This is a genomic window from Brevibacterium spongiae (assembly GCF_026168515.1).
In the GTDB taxonomy this organism is placed as follows: domain Bacteria; phylum Actinomycetota; class Actinomycetes; order Actinomycetales; family Brevibacteriaceae; genus Brevibacterium; species Brevibacterium spongiae.
Genome location: NZ_CP093443.1, coordinates 171,578 through 186,658, shown reverse-complemented (window position 1 = coordinate 186,658; position 15,081 = coordinate 171,578). Strand labels below are relative to the sequence as shown.

Here is a 15,081-nt window from a genome sequence, read left to right as displayed (position 1 = left end):
GTGATCTTGACAACAGTGACGGGCGATTGCAAACTGGTACGACCTCGTACCAGAAGGGTAGGGAATGGATTCCACCTCAACAGACACCGGTGCCGACGCCGCGGGACACGGTTCCGCCAGACCAGCGAGCACCTCGGCCCTCAATGCCGCTCAGCGTGAACGCGATCTGTCGACCGCCTCGGCGAATATCTCCGACGTCGTCGTCATCGGCGGCGGATTCACCGGTGTCGGCGTTGCACTCGACGCGGCCAGCCGGGGGCTGTCCGTCACCCTCGTCGAACGCGGTGATCTCGCCTCGGGCACGAGCAGCTGGTCATCGAAGCTCGCCCACGGCGGTCTGCGCTACCTCGCCAAGGCCGATGTCGCGATCGCCTGGGAATCGGCCGTCGAACGCGGCCGGCTGATGAACACCATCGCCCCGCACCTCATCCGGCCCATGCCGATGATCTTCCCGCTGCACCCGCACATCGGTCGCGTCGAAGCCGCCGTGACATCCACCGGCTTCCACGCCGGCGATTTCCTGCGCATGCTCGCGCGCACCCCGAAGGACCTGCTCCCCCACCCGCGCCGCGTCTCGGCCGATGCCGTCCGCAAGCTCGCCCCGACCACGGCGACCGAGGGCCTGCGCGGCGGGCTGCTCAGCTGGGACGGCCAGCTCATCGATGACGCCCGCCTCGTCGTCGCCTTGGCCCGAACCGCGGCCTCCCACGGCGGGCGCATCATCACCTACGCCGAGGCGACCGGCATCGAACCCACGCGCGTGCACATCACCGACCGCCTCACCGGCGATGAGCACATCCTGGGCGCCCGGCAGATCATCAATGCCGCCGGCGTCTGGTCCGACACCCTGTCCGACGAGGTCGAGCTGGCCCCGAGCAAGGGCTCGCACATCCTCGTGCCGGCCTCCCGCCTGGGCGACCCGCAGGCCGCGATCACCGCACCCGTGCCCGGTCACTTCGGCCGCTACGTCTTCGCCGTGCCGTGGCACAACAGTCTGGTCATGATCGGCCTCACCGACGATGCGCACCACGGCCCGATCCCCGAGCGCGCCCATCCGGACGCCGACGAGACGACGTTCCTCCTCAACACGATCAACGCCGTGCTCGAGGACGAACTCACACCCGAGGACATCGTCGGCAGCTACGCCGGCTTCCGCCCCCTGGTCAAGAGCAGCGATTCCTCCTCCAGCGCCGATCTCTCCCGCAAGCACGCTCTGCTGCGCGATTCGCGGACCGGGGCGCTGACCATCGTCGGCGGCAAGCTCACCGGCTACCGGCGCATGGCCGAAGACGCCGTCGACGACGCCGTCAAAGTCGGCGGTCTGCGGGCCGGACCGTGCCGGACGACGGAACTCGGACTCGTCGGCAAGGGCACTCCCGCCCCCGGCCTGCCCGACCGCCTCGTCGCGACCTATGGGACCGACGCCGCACTGGTGGCCGCCTATGGCGATGCCGATCCCACCCTCAGCGAACCCGTGCGCGAAGGGATCCCGCTGACCGGTGCGGAAGTCCGCTTCGCCGTCGAGCACGAGCTCGCCCTCACGGTCGAGGACGTCATCGACCGGCGAACCCGGTGGGGACTCGTCGACGCCGATCGCGACGACCTCTATGACGCTGTGGTCCGGCTGGCCCCGGAACTCACCACCGAATCACGACACGAAGGATGACGATCATGGACAACACGAGGCCGCGTATGCGCTGGTGGGGCTGGGGCGAGGACGGCAATGACGGTCCGGTCAAGCCCGGCGCGAAGGTGATCCTGAGCAAGCACTGCGGGTGGCCGGCCGGAGTCGACCGACCGCATGTGGAACTCGAGGACGTCGCTCTCCCCGAATCGACGCTCACCGACCAGGTGCGGACCCGCCTCGGCGAGATCGTGAGCGAGGAATTCGTCCGCGACGACCGCGCGACCCGCATCTCCCATGCCGCCGGGCGCAGCCTGCCCGACCTCATCCGCCTGCGCGCCGGTCAGCTGACGTCGGCTCCGGATGCGGTGGTCTATCCCGCCTCCACCGCCGAGGTGGACGCCCTCTTGGCCGTGTGTGCCGAACAATCCGTGGCGGTCGTTCCCTTCGGCGGCGGCACCAGCGTCGTCGGCGGCGTCGATGCCGTCCGCGGCGAATTCTCCGCGGTCGTGAGCATCTCCCTGACCCGGCTCGATCAGGTCGTCGACATCGATGAGGAGTCGCTGACGGCGACCGTTCAGGCCGGGGTCTTCGGACCCGACCTCGAGGAGACGCTGCAGGCGCGCGGCTTCACCCTCGCCCACTACCCGCAGTCCTTCGAGTTCAGCACCGTCGGCGGCTGGGTCGCCACCCGTTCGGCAGGTCAGCAGTCGACCGGCTACGGGCGCATCGATGAGAACGTGCACGGTCTGCGCGTGGCGACCCCGGCTGGTCCCGTCGAACTGCGCACCACCCCGGCGACCGCGGCCGGGCCGAACCCGCGCCAGCTCTTCGTCGGCTCCGAGGGAACGCTGGGCATCATCACCGAGGCGACCCTGCGGATCCGTCGTGTGCCGAGTTCCGTGCAGGCCGACTCCTGGTTCTTCCCCGATTTCGCCTCGGGCACCGCGGCGCTGCGGGAGATGGAGCAGTCGGGACTGCATCTGGACATCGCGCGCCTGTCCGATGTCAACGAGACAGCGTTCGGTCTCGCCCAGCTCGGCAGCGAGCTGCAGCGCAAGGGCGTTCTCGCCTACCTGCGTGCGCGCGGAATCACGACCCCGTGCCTGCTCGTCGTCCGCTACGACGGTGCTCAGTCCGATGTGCGGGCGCGTCGTTCCCAGGGGCGTGCGATCGTGCGTCGGCGTGGGGGCGTCAACCTCGGTTCCGTTCCCGAGACCTCGTGGGAGAAGCACCGCTTCTCGACTCCGTATCTGCGTGATCAGCTGCTGCGTGAGGGCATGATCGTCGAAACGATGGAGACGTCGGCTCCCTGGTCGAAGGTGGAAGAACTCCACGACTCGATCAGCGCGGCCATCCAGGCGGAGATGGCCGAGCGCGGCACACCCGCGTTCGTGCTCTGCCACGTCTCGCACCTCTACGCCTCGGGCTGTTCGCTGTACTACACGGTCTTCGCCAAGCAGCAGGTCGGTGCGGAGATCGCCCAGTGGAAGGCCCTGAAATCCGCGGCCAGCGACGCCATCGTTGCAGGCGGCGGGACGATCACCCACCACCATGCCGTCGGCACCGACCATGCTCCATGGCTGCCGGCCGAGACCGGCCAGATGTGGCTGCGGATGCTGCGGGCGGCCAAGGCCGAGGTCGACCCGACCGGGATCATGAACCCGGGCAAACTCATGAACGGACCGGACCAGCTGTGAGCGTGCCCATCATCCTCAACCCCACGGCCCGCCGGGGAGCCGTGCTCAGACGCATCGATCCGCTCGTCGATGCCTTCGCCTCACACGGTCTCGAGGCGCAGCTGGTGCGGAGCACGAGCGAGGAGCATGCGAAGGAGCTCGCGGCCGGGTTCGCCGCTGGGGGTGCTCCGGTCGTCGGCGCCCTCGGCGGTGACGGAATGGCCCGCTCGGTGGCGGCGGGCCTCATCGGCACTAACGCCTCGCTGGGCATCATCGCCGGTGGCCGCGGCAATGACCTCATCGGCAAGCTCGGCATCCCGAAGGACACCGAGGAGGCTGTGGCCGTCATCGCCGAAGGCCGCGATCGGACCATCGACGTCCTCGACCTCGACGGCACGATCAGCCTCGGCAACGTCTGCCTCGGCCTCGACTCGGCCGTCCAGCAGCACGCGAACTCGGCGAGGTTCGTCAGGGGGCACTGGGTGTACCTGTACGGGATCCTGCGTGCGCTCCTGCCGCCCAAAAGCATCGACCTCGAACTGACCGTCGACGGTCAGCGCCTCGACTTCCGCGGCCTGACCGCGGGGTTCGCGAACTCCGGTCGCTACGGCGGCGGAATCAGCCTGTCCCCCGAGGCCCAGCTCGATGACGGTCTCATCGACGTCGTCCTGCTCAGGGAGGCATTCCTGCCGAAGCTCGCTGTCGAGCTCCTCGCGTTCATGTCGGGCAAGCACAAGCGTCACCCGAACATCCACTTCGACCGGGCTCGCGAGATCCGCATCGACACGCCCGCAGGGGCGGCTCCGGTCGAGATCGTCGCCGACGGTGATGCGGTCTCACAGACCCCGGCGACCGTGACGATCTGTCCGTCATCGCTCAAGGTCCGCGTCCCCCGGGAGTAAAGCACCTCGTCAGCGCTAGGTTGTCGGCTCAATCGACATACTTGAGCCCCGTCGCTTCCAACGGTGCTCTCATCTCATAGAGGTCGAGTCCCAACACTCCGGCCTCGAACTCTGCGCGTTTCTCCGCTTCGCGGTCTTCGCGACGTCGCGACGCTTCTGCGACGGTCTTCACTCGATCTTTCGGGACGACGACGACTCCGTCTGCATCCGCCACGACGACATCACCGGGGGTGACCAACGCATTGGCACAGACGATGGGGACGTTGACGGATCCGAGTGTTGCTTTGACTGTCCCTTTGGCGTGTACGGAGCGCGCAAACACAGGGAAGTCGAGACCTTCGAGTTCCTGTGTATCTCGGCAGCCACCGTCGATGACGAGCCCCTTGGCTCCTCGGGCTTTCATAGATGTGGCAAGCAACTCGCCGAAGAAGCCGTCCGTACTCTCCGTCGTGCACCCCGCCACGACGACGTCACCTTCATGAATCTGTTCGGTGGCGACGTGAAGCATCCAATTGTCGCCTGGTTGCAGCAGCACAGTCACAGCCGGGCCACACATAGCGGCCCCGGAATAGACAGGACGAAGATAGGGCCGCATCAAGCCAACACGCCCCATTGCTTCGTGGACAGTCGCTACGCCGAATTCGCTGAGCGCAGCAACGTCGTCGGGGTTGGGACGGTCTATCGTGGTGTGGACGACTCCGAGGTCATACATGGTGCGATGTTCTCCTGATTACAGATCTGAGTTCTGGGTGGATGGGGCTAGGCGTGGCTGCTACCGATTCAAAGTCCTATGGATTCCAAACGACGCTGCAATCTGGGATAGATGCGGCGGACATTGTCGCTGAAGATGGCCTTCCTCTGTTCGTGGGTGAGGTCTGCGCCTTCGATGTAGGCGACCGTATCGTCGAAGTAGCGGTCGGTCGTTGGGTCGATTCCACGAACGGCGCCGATCATCTCCGACGCGAAGAGGACATTTTCCGTTGGGATGACCGAGAGCAGCTCGTCGATGCCGGGCTGGTGGTAGACGCAGGTGTCGAAGGAGACATTGCCGAGCAGATGCTCGTCTAACGTCGGCTTGCCCATGGCTTGTGCCAGCCCTCGGAATCGTCCCCAGTGATATGGTGCGGCACCTCCTCCGTGGGGGATCACAAACTGGAGTTCGGGGAATCGAGTGAACAAGTCTCCTTCGATGAGCTGCATGACCGCGGTCGTGTCGGCGTTGAGATAGTGGGCCCCTGTCGTGTGGAAGGCGGGGTTCGCTGAAGTCGAGACGTGGATCATCGCAGGAAGTTCGTATTCGATCATGGCCTCGTAGATCGGGAACCACTGCTCATCTGTCAGTGGCGGCGATGACCAGTACCCTCCGGAGGGATCCGGATTGAGATTGATTGCAACGACATCGTGTTCGTCCACTACGCGTCTGATCTCTTCCACACTGCTCGCAGGGTCGACTCCGGGCGACTGCGGCAGCATAGCGGCAGGAGCGAATCGTCCGGGATAGAGTTCAGCGACTCTGACACACAGATCGTTGCAGATCCGGGCCCATTCGGCGGAGATCGCGAAGTCTCCGAGGTGATGCGCCATGAACGAAGCTCGCGGGGAGAAGACAGTGAGATCGATTCCTCGTTCGTCCATCAGACGAAGCTGATTGGCTTCTAGCGATTCGCGGATATCATCATCGCTGATCGACGGCCCCCGAGACGGTCGTGATGTTCCGTCTTCGAACGCAGAGAGCTGTTGCTTCCGCCACTCGCCGAGCTGCCCGGGCGCGGTGGTGTAGTGCCCATGACAATCGATGATCATTCTTGTGCCTTTCATACGGTGATGTGTCAGAGATCTGTCTGGCTGTGAAGGTGGAATTCTCCGGACATCAGCAGTCGTGCCGTGCGGGTGATTCCGGCACCGGTGGTCTGTCCGGCCGAGTCGCATTCCAATGCGACATCAAATCCTCCGCTGGGATGCTCTATGGTGAGGATCTGCGTTCCCCCGTCGTCAACGGCCGTAGCGTCAGCACCGTCGGCCGGGGATACCGTCGCTGCGACGGTTCCGGTGAGTCGTGCGGCAGTGGCCACAGTCAGTGCCGCCAGAACGCCGATCGACTCATGGACACGGTGGGGTATGAAGCTGCGAGTGCAGATCGTCCCGCCACCTGCAGGTGCTGCGACCAGAGTCATCTTCGGATAGCTGCGCCCGGTGACATCGCCGAGTCCCATGAGGCGACCGGCTTTCAACCGAATGTCCTCGAGCTGGTTCTTGAGCTCCTCGTCAGCGCTCAGATCTGCCACTGCCTCATACCCGGTGCGTCCGAGGTCCGTGGCGCGGATGAGAACCAGGGGCTGTCCGTTATCGATCAGCGTTGTCTCGACGACCTGCCCGGAATCGAGCGTAATCTCATCGATGAGATTGCCGGAAGGCATCATCGAATCCGCCACCGAGCCTGCGGTGTCGACGAAGCGGATTTCTATCCCCGACCCTGTTCCCGGAACTCCCGCGATCCGGACATCGCCGGCATAGGCCACATATCGCTCGCCGCCGGGAGACGCTTCGGGTGTTCGCACGGTGATCCTGGAGATCAAGCCCGTGTTCAGCGACTTCACGACCGCGGTTGTCCAATCGTCGTTGGCCGTAAGCAGTCCCGATTCGATGGCGAAGGGCACCACGGCGGCGAGCATGTTCCCGCAGTTCGCCGTGGTCTGCACCGAGTCGGAATCAGGAGTCATCTGGGCGAAGATGAAGTCGAGGTCGATTCCCTCCTCATCTGAGACGGAGACGATGCCGGCCTTGCTGGTCAGCGGATGTCCACCGCCGATGCCATCGACTTGAAGCGGGTGGGGACTGCCTAGGACATTGATCAGAACTCGGTTGCGTTCTGCCGGATCACTCGGCAGATCCTCGGCACGGAAGAACGGTCCGCGGGACGATCCGCCGCGCATGAGCATGCCCTGAATGCGCAGCTGCGAGTGTCGAGCCGTCATGCGGGGACCTCTGAGTTGCTCGACGCCTCATCAGACATCCTCTGTTTCCTGGTCGATCGTCCGAGCACGGCCAGCACCAAGGCTCCGAAGAACCAGCTGCCCGCTATGAAGACAAACACCGACGAATAACCGTTCGAGGTGTAGATCGCAGCGATGATCAGCGGCCCCGCTGCATTCGACAGACGTCCGATACCGTAGGTCAGTCCGGTGCCCAAGGACCGGGTTCGGGTGTCGAAGAGTTCTGGGGAGTAGGCATACGCCAAAGAGGTGTAGCCGCGCTCGAACATGTTGACGAGGAAACCGAAGACGACGATGAGGATCGGGTTGAAGGTCAGTCCATAGAGCAGACCACAGATGCCGATGACGGTTCCGGCGATGACCAGCAGCCACCGACGTTCGAACCGGTCGGTAAGCAGTGCCGCGAGGAGGGAGCCCAAGGGCGCTCCAACGGTGGTGAGAGCAACGTAGAAGATCGATTTCTCAACGGCGAATCCCTGGTCGGCGAGCAGCGTCGGAGCCCAGCTGGAGTACCCGAAGAAGCCGACGGTCTGAGTGATCCACAGCAGGCTGAGCACGATGAGTGGGATCGCGTATTTGCGCTGGAAGAGTGTTCGGAAGGGTGTTCCGTGCGAGGCTTTCACCTCGGTCACGGCCGACGGTGCTGGAGAAATGGTCGCTCCGGTCGCTTCGATCCGATTCTCCAGGTCGGTGAGTACCGCAGCAGCCTGGGTGATCCGTCCCTTGCTCTCCAACCAAGCAGGAGACTCGATCAGTGTCCGGAATCCGAGGAAGACAACTCCTCCCAGTGCTCCCCACACATAGACGAGCCTCCAGCTCTCGTCGCTGAGTGGGACTATGAAGCTTGCGATGAAGGTTGTCACCGGTGTTCCACAGATGCCGATCACCATTGCGTAGGCGAGGTACCGTCCGCGCACTTTGGCAGGAAACAGTTCGTTGACGTAGATGACCGCGATGACTGTCATAGCGGACAATCCTGCCGAGGTAAGGAAACGAAGTACGCCCATCGACAGACCGTCCCAGGCGATGACCGTCAGCAGAGAGAAGAACGAGAACCAACCCGTGGTCAACAAGAGGCCCGTCTTACGTCCCCACTTGTCGCCGATCCACCCTCCGACGAGCGAGCCGATGAACATACCGACGAAAGATATTGAGGTGATGTAGGCGACCGAGTTGACGCTGAGGCCCCACACCCGTCTGATTTCCGGCGCTGTGGCCGCAAACGTGTTGATATCGGCGAACTCGAAGAAGTATGCGACGGCAATGAGGACGATGATCCGGATGTGGACCTTGGTCACGGGCAATCGGTTGATCCGGTTGACCGGATTGGCTGTGGCGGCGCTCTGTTCTGTCATCGGGTCTCTCCAGTCCAGTAGAGAGCTTCCGGGTTGTCCACCAACAGCTGCGTCAGTTCCCGATCGTTCTCTGTTATCTGCGATAGGTAGTTGAGCATGACGGCATCGTCAGGCATGTGAGTTTTCAGGTTGGGGTGGGGCCAGTCCGTCCCCCACAGTGTTCTGCTTCCGAACTCGTCGATTACCTTGTGGGCGAAGGGCACGACATCGTCGTAGACGGCCTCGGCGTCGTTAAGGGCGAACGGGCCGGTCTTGGTCAAGCGTTCCGGGCAACTGATCTTGACCCACGCTTGAGTCCGTTCGACGAATCGTAGGAAGTCGGAGAAGTCCTGCGAGGCTGCACCCAGGCCGACATCAGGTCGTCCCATATGGTCGATGACGAGAGGGACTCCGAGTGAGGCGAAGTTCGTCTCGAGCTCGGGGAAGTCCTGCGGTTCGAAGTAGAGGACGATGTGCCAGCCGAGGTCGCGGATCTTGTCGGCGACGGTCTTCAGCTCATCGAGCGGCTGGTTCTGCACCAGTCGCCGGACGAAATTGAATCGGACTCCGCGCACCCCGCGCTCATGCATCGAGCTCAGCTCTGCATCGCTGACCTCCGACCCAAGAGCAACTACGCCCCGAGCCGAATCGCCGAAGTGGTCGAGAGCATCGAGCAATGCTGAGTTGTCTCGCCCATGGCAGCTGGCCTGGACTATGACTCGGCGGTCGATGCCGAGGTGCCGATGCAGGTTGTCGAGGTCGGACTTGCTGGCATCGCCCGGAGTGTATTTACGGTTCGGGGAAAATGGGAACTCGGCTGCAGGGCCGAAGACGTGGCAATGCGCGTCGACCGATGACCGCGGCAATGACAATTGCGGGTCGGCCAAGTCCCTCTTCCACTCCAGCCAGGAATCAGTAGTGACTTCCGTCAACGGTGTACCTCCTTGTACCTGTTCAGGTCGGTGTCGCCGGGTTCTCACTCGGCTTGGAACTGACGAAGCCGATCGTATCGACGACCAACCGACAGCGAGCCTACATGTTAATCATATTGTTGACAATCCTGTGGACAATTTTGTCCATCAGATCAGATATCCTGAACAAGAGAACCGGCCCCCTCGAGCGGAGAGACTCGGCCCTCGAACAAGAAATTACGACGGACAGCGAAAGGATTGTTCCCCTCTGTGACACCCACAGCACAACGGGCCTCATCCCCGGAGAGACGCAAGTCGATGAGCGCCGAGAAGCTCGCCGCCCAGCTGCGCGAAGCGATCATGGAGGGGCGGCTCGTCCCCAATCAGCGGCTCGTAGAGACGGATATAGCGGAGGAGTACGGAGCGTCACGTGGGAATGTGCGCATCGCCCTGTCCGAGCTGACCACCGAAGGTCTCATCGAACGCATCCGGCACCGTGGCGCACGTGTGAGGGCAGTGTCCATCGAGGAGGCCGTCGAGATCATCGAAGTCCGATCCGCTGTCGAGAGTCTCTGTGCATCGAAGGCCGCCGCTAAGGCCAGCGATGAACAGATCGAGCAACTCCGGGCAATCGGAAGCACCATGTCGGAGGCGGTTTCAACGGGCGCCCTGGACGTCTATGCCGATCAGAACCGACAACTCCATACACTCATCATCGATATCAGCGGACAGTCCACTGCCGCTGACACCATCCGCAGACTGCGCGGCCAGGCCGTCCGCCATCAGTTCCGCCTCTCCGCTCGAGAGGGCCGCCCCGCAGTGTCTCTGCCACAGCACCTTGCGATCATCGACGCGATCACCGACAGAGATCCGCAAGCCGCCGCGGCAGCGATGCATGAGCACCTCAGCAGCGTCGCCGAGGCGATTGCAAAATCAGACTGAACGGCCCCGTACCCGATTCAACACTCTTCGACAACTGAATCCACAAACAGATCGCCCCGCGCCGGAGGATCTGCATCCTCGGCGCGGGGCATCTCATACCGGCTGGTCCGGTCGACTCGTCATTTCCAGGGGGGGGTCAGTACTCCTTGGCCACGAGCGTGAGGACGTCGTAGTTCGCGACGGGTTCGTCGTTCTGGTTCACGACCTGCGCGTCCCAGCGGACCTCACCGTACTCGTCGGTCTCACGCGGAGTGATGCGCTTGGCGGTGAGCGTCACCTTGAGCTTGTCACCTGGGGAGACGGGCGTGATGAAGGTCAGACCCTCGAGTCCGTAGTTCGCGAGCACCGGGCCCGGGTCAGGCTGGACGAAGAGCCCCGCGGCGAAGGACACGATGAGGTAGCCGTGGGCCACGCGGCCCGGGAAGAACGGGTTCGCGGCCGCCGCTTCCTCGTTCATGTGCGCATAGAAGGTGTCCCCGGTGAAGTTCGCGAAGTGCTCGATATCGTCGAGCGTGACCTCACGCCATTCGGATTCGAGAGCATCGCCGAGGCGCAGGTCCGCAAGCGATTTCGTGAACGGATGCTCGCCGAGGCGGCGCTCCGAACCGCTGACCCATTCCCCGCCGATCGCGGTGAGCATATCCGGGGAGGCTTGGATCGCGGTGCGCTGCATGAAGTGTTCGACACCGCGCAGTCCGCCCATCTCCTCACCACCGCCGGCCCGACCGGGGCCGCCGTGGATGAGGTTGGGCAGGGGCGAACCGTGACCGGTGGACTCGTCGGCATCGTCGCGGTCGAGGACGAGCACACGACCGTGCCACGGGGCGATCTTTCGGACGAATTCGGTGGCGAACTCGGGATCGTGGGTGACGACCGAGCCGACCAGAGAACCCCGGCCGCGGGCAGCCAAACGCACAGCCTCCTCGGTGTCGGAATAGGTGATGATCGAGGTCACGGGACCGAAGGCTTCGATGTCGTGGACGGCGTCGGCCCAGGGATCCTCGGCCTGCAGCACGGTGGCCGCAACATAGGAACCGCCGTGTTCGGCGGCCAGGCGATCGGATTCCTCGCGGCCGCCGGTCAGCAGACGCGCGCCGCCGGCGAGGATCTCATCGACCGCGTCGAGGACGTCGGTGCGCTGCTTGTCGGAGACGACGGGACCCAGTCGGGTGGACTTCTCACGGGGATCGCCCACGCCCTGGGTGGCGAGCTTCGCGATGATGGCCTCAGCAACCGCCTCGGCGTGGGCCTGCGGCACGAAGGTGCGGCGGATCGCGGTGCACTTCTGTCCGGCCTTGATCGTCATCTCGGCGACGACACCGGAGACGAAGAGGTCGAATTCCTCCGTGCCGGGGCCGGCATCGGGACCGAGCAGGGAGAAGTTCAGGGAGTCCGCCTCGGCGAAGAACCGGGTGCCGCGCTCGGTGACGCAGTCGAGCCCGGACAGGTGACGGGCGGTGTTCGCGGAGCCGGTGAAGGCGATGGCGTCCTGTTCGGCGAGGTGGTCGAACAGCGGGGTGACATCACCGCTGACCAGCTGAATCGCCCCGTCGGGCAGCAGTCCGGAGTCGATCATGTCTGCCACGACCGCGCGGGTCAGGTGGGCGGTGTCAGTGGCGGGCTTGACGACGACGGGCAGGCCGGCGACGAACATCGGACCGAACTTCTCGAGCATGCCCCAGACGGGGAAGTTGAAGGCGTTGATCTGGAGCGCCAGGCCCTGCCGGGAGGTGAGGATGTGGCGGCCGACGAAGGTGCCGTTCTTCGACAGTCGCTCGACTCCGCCGTCGAGGTGGATCGTCGAATTCGGCATCTGTCGGCGGGCGACGCCGGAGTAGGTGAAGAGGGTGCCGATGCCGCCTTCGATATCGACGAACGCGTCGCGCTTCGTGGTGCCGGTGGTGAAGGAGATCTCGTGGTAGCTCTTGGTGCGCTCCATGAGGTAGGCGCCGAGCTTCTTGAGGATGACACCGCGCTGGTGGAAGGTGAGCTTGGCCAGTTCGGTCAGGCCCGTGGTCCGGGCGTGGTCGGCGACGGCGGCGAAGTCGATGCCTGCGGAGCTGACCGAGTGCAGATGCTCACCAGTGGCGGCGTCGAGAACGAGGCGGGCGGATTCGGTCGGTGCGGGTGTGTGCCAGCCTCCGGCCACATAGGAACTGAGAATTTCGGTCATGCTGTGCTCTCCCTCGCGAAACGACGACTCTCGGTTCACGGTGACCTGTGTCGGCACCGCTGCCGATTCCTAGCAATATACTAACCAATCGGTCGGTAATTGTCACCGGACCTCCTCGCCAGTCCCGTTTCCTTGAGGGTGTCGTGTCCACTGGGTACACGATTCCGAGCCACACGGTCGAGCGGGTTGTCGTCGAGATCTTCGACTATTAGATGCGCAGCCATCTCGTTCAGGCCGGCGTAAACGCAAATTGGAAGGTCGCACGAATGCCGGGTGACTGTGCTGGGCGTTAGGCTTTCTCCGATGATCTGTTCGACAGCGTGCCGATGTGGGCGAATGACTTTCTGACCATCGGGGGTCGATGTCCAGAACCGCCCGTAGCCGTCATCCGCCATTGCTCACGTCCCGATCCAGCATCCACTATCTTCTAGGTCTTTGATGCCGTATAACCAGAAACTCTCAGCTTCCACGTTCACTTCTCTTTCTGGTCGAGGGCACGTGCTACAGTGCCGCGCTCTACACCAAGATCACTCGCGATATATCGGAGCAAATTGCTCTGAGCTCGCACAGCAGCAGCTTCGTTGATCTGCTCAGTGTTCAAAACGCGCGGACGGCCAACGACTTTGCCGCTTTCGCGCGCATGCTGCAATCCCTCCGGGTGTTGTCACGGATAGTATTTACTCGGAGCTGCGCGAAGAGGGCGACCATGCCGAACAGAACTCTACCCATGGGTGTCGTTGTATCGATGCCCGGTTCAGTGAGGCTCATGATGACCACGCCCCGAGCATAGAGATCACTGATCGCTTCGACAGCCATCCGTTCGCTAATTGCAATGCGATCGAGGCGGCGAGAGCGACTCCACGGCGGGCCGAATCACGCAAAGCTCTTCGGGCGATGTCGCGCTGCATCTCCTCATAGCTGGTCATTCCCAGCTCTCAGCTCGGGGAAGCGCAGCTCCCATAGTTCGCGTACTACGTGAATCGAGACTCAACTGCAGCCAAGCTCGAATCAGCGTGTTCTTGGTGATCAGCTGCGCTTGGATCGCGTCAGTTCCATCTGCTGATAGAGCTTGATAAGCAAGGCGCACACCACCGGGATCTGACACATCAATGTCGCCAGCATCGAGCCATCGACCCCAGAGCAGAAGGAGAATGGCGCCCTGTTCTGGACCGCGCAGATCTTCGAGACTGGCGACGATCTCATTCGGATCGAGATCTCGGAAACGCACTCGTCCCATAACTGCACCCTTTCAAGCTGTTCGTCTTCATTCAGCTGTTTGTCTCAGAAACGGTACTGGGCACATTTCGGGACATTCGGAAAATGGAACATGATTTTGGGACAAGACGATTCGCCGTGGCGGGGTTAGTTGTCAGTTTCAGAAGCCGAGTGCACTGATGTCCGAAGTCAGTTGCATACCTCCTGAATGAATGGCTATCTCCGAGCACGCCGCGTCAGTGAAGATGGTGGCCAATGCTGTCAACTGTGGCCTTGGCCGTGGCCCCAACTCCGATCAGTGTGGCCGATCCGGGTCCGGTCCAGTCGCCGTACCCAACGAAATACATCCCTGGGTAACGGGTAGACTCGGTGCCAGACAGTGAGATTGTGCCATCTTGTTCGCGGATATCGAGTCCGCGTAGATGCCGCAGGGCTGGTCGAAAGCCGGTACACCAAATCGCAGAGTCGATCCGGCGAGCACTTCCATCAGGCCAGGTCACGCCCTCGGCCGTGAAGCGTTCGAACATCGGGGACGCGATCAAGAGTCCGGCGTCTCGGGCCTCTTTGACAGGTGGAACTGCAACAATATCGCCAAGGCTTGCGACGCCGCCAGGGTCCGGTTCACCTGCAGCCCGTGCCTGCACTTGCCGTGTGGCGACTCGGAAGAGCTCGCGCCCGTCGACGTCGTCCGGTAGATAGCGCGGTTCTCCCCGCAAGCACCAGGTCACTTCAGCGGAATCGACAAGATCCGCCGCGATCTGAGCCCCGGAATTCGCACCGCCGATGACGAGGACAGACTTGTTCACAAACTGTCCCGGTCCACGGTAGTCGGCGCTATGTGACTGTGTCCCGCGAAACGCTGCCTGCCCTGGCACACTCGGCCAAAATGGTTGCGACCACGTCCCTGTCGCATTCACGACGACAGGTGCACCCCAATCACCGGAATCGGTCACTACAGTGAAGCCCGTTTGGCCTGAGACGACGTGAGCGACTTCGACGGGGCGTTCGACAGGCAAGTTGTAGCGGTCTTCATAGTCACTCAGATAGTCGATCACATGGCCTGCATCAGGATTCTCGACAGCCGAAGGCGGCATGAGACGGCCTGGCAGCGAGGAGTATTGTGCCGGTGAGAACAGGCGCAGCGAAGGCCATGTATGCTGCCAGGCCCCGCCTGGGTGCGACTGTTGATCAAGGATGACAAACGACAAGCCGGCGCGACGCAGATAGTAGCCGAGCGCTAACCCCGCCTGGCCACCTCCAATGACGGCTACGTCGACCCTCCGGGCCACCGCGGATGTGTCCTGCAAG

13 protein-coding genes are annotated in these 15,081 nt (G+C 63.1%); 4 read left to right on the top strand and 9 right to left on the bottom strand.

The window, feature by feature from the left end; all coding sequences use genetic code 11:
- The first annotated feature begins 64 nt into the window (after nucleotides 1-64).
- Genes L1F31_RS00825 through L1F31_RS00815 form a run of 3 tightly spaced genes read left to right on the top strand, consistent with a single transcriptional unit; the run spans nucleotide 65 to nucleotide 4,205 of the window.
- On the top strand, nucleotides 65-1,666 hold the full coding sequence (locus tag L1F31_RS00825) for a glycerol-3-phosphate dehydrogenase/oxidase (RefSeq protein WP_265418840.1): 1,602 nt from the start codon (nucleotides 65-67) through the stop codon (nucleotides 1,664-1,666).
- A 5-nt stretch (nucleotides 1,667-1,671) separates the two neighbouring features.
- Nucleotides 1,672-3,324 (top strand): FAD-binding oxidoreductase, encoded by a 1,653-nt coding sequence (locus tag L1F31_RS00820; protein ID WP_265418839.1) that lies wholly within the window; start codon nucleotides 1,672-1,674, stop codon nucleotides 3,322-3,324.
- Nucleotides 3,321-4,205 carry a diacylglycerol/lipid kinase family protein gene (locus L1F31_RS00815; RefSeq protein WP_265418838.1) on the top strand — a complete coding sequence of 295 codons (885 nt, stop codon included), beginning with the start codon at nucleotides 3,321-3,323 and terminating at the stop codon, nucleotides 4,203-4,205. The genes L1F31_RS00820 and L1F31_RS00815 overlap by 4 nt, the downstream gene beginning before the upstream one ends.
- Before the next feature lie 28 nt (nucleotides 4,206-4,233).
- Here the strand turns inward: L1F31_RS00815 and ligK are convergent, their stop codons facing one another.
- The 5 genes from ligK to L1F31_RS00790 form a co-directional block, all read right to left on the bottom strand.
- Nucleotides 4,234-4,917, bottom strand: a complete 684-nt coding sequence (gene ligK, locus L1F31_RS00810) for a 4-carboxy-4-hydroxy-2-oxoadipate aldolase/oxaloacetate decarboxylase (RefSeq protein WP_265418837.1) — start codon at nucleotides 4,915-4,917, stop codon at nucleotides 4,234-4,236.
- 68 nt (nucleotides 4,918-4,985) lie between these two features.
- The gene (locus L1F31_RS00805) at nucleotides 4,986-6,008 is read right to left on the bottom strand and encodes an amidohydrolase family protein (RefSeq protein WP_265418836.1); all 1,023 of its coding nucleotides are present in this window, start codon (nucleotides 6,006-6,008) and stop codon (nucleotides 4,986-4,988) included.
- A gap of 26 nt (nucleotides 6,009-6,034) precedes the next feature.
- The gene (locus L1F31_RS00800) at nucleotides 6,035-7,180 is read right to left on the bottom strand and encodes a PrpF domain-containing protein (protein WP_265418835.1); all 1,146 of its coding nucleotides are present in this window, start codon (nucleotides 7,178-7,180) and stop codon (nucleotides 6,035-6,037) included.
- On the bottom strand, nucleotides 7,177-8,553 hold the full coding sequence (locus tag L1F31_RS00795; RefSeq protein WP_265418834.1) for an MFS transporter: 1,377 nt from the start codon (nucleotides 8,551-8,553) through the stop codon (nucleotides 7,177-7,179). The genes L1F31_RS00800 and L1F31_RS00795 overlap by 4 nt, the downstream gene beginning before the upstream one ends.
- Entirely contained in the window at nucleotides 8,550-9,464 is a 915-nt protein-coding gene (locus L1F31_RS00790; RefSeq protein WP_265418833.1) for an amidohydrolase family protein, read from the bottom strand. Before L1F31_RS00790 ends, L1F31_RS00795 begins: the two co-directional genes overlap by 4 nt.
- Nucleotides 9,465-9,713: 249 nt before the next feature.
- On the opposite strand from L1F31_RS00790, the gene L1F31_RS00785 reads away from it, so the two are divergent.
- A complete protein-coding gene (locus L1F31_RS00785) occupies nucleotides 9,714-10,385 on the top strand; it encodes a GntR family transcriptional regulator (RefSeq protein ID WP_265418832.1) in 672 nt (223 codons plus the stop codon).
- A 136-nt stretch (nucleotides 10,386-10,521) separates the two neighbouring features.
- Here the strand turns inward: L1F31_RS00785 and paaZ are convergent, their stop codons facing one another.
- The 4 genes from paaZ to L1F31_RS00770 form a co-directional block, all read right to left on the bottom strand.
- Complete coding sequence (gene paaZ, locus L1F31_RS00780; RefSeq protein WP_265418831.1) at nucleotides 10,522-12,558, bottom strand: phenylacetic acid degradation bifunctional protein PaaZ; 2,037 nt, start codon at nucleotides 12,556-12,558, stop codon at nucleotides 10,522-10,524.
- Between the two features lie 597 nt (nucleotides 12,559-13,155).
- A complete protein-coding gene (locus L1F31_RS19020; protein WP_429860975.1) occupies nucleotides 13,156-13,392 on the bottom strand; it encodes a recombinase family protein in 237 nt (78 codons plus the stop codon).
- 88 nt (nucleotides 13,393-13,480) lie between these two features.
- Nucleotides 13,481-13,795, bottom strand: a complete 315-nt coding sequence (locus tag L1F31_RS00775) for a transcriptional regulator (RefSeq protein ID WP_265418830.1) — start codon at nucleotides 13,793-13,795, stop codon at nucleotides 13,481-13,483.
- Nucleotides 13,796-14,009: 214 nt separating this feature from the next.
- Nucleotides 14,010-15,080, bottom strand: a complete 1,071-nt coding sequence (locus tag L1F31_RS00770; protein WP_265418829.1) for an ArsO family NAD(P)H-dependent flavin-containing monooxygenase — start codon at nucleotides 15,078-15,080, stop codon at nucleotides 14,010-14,012.
- Nucleotide 15,081: the final 1 nt, after the last annotated feature.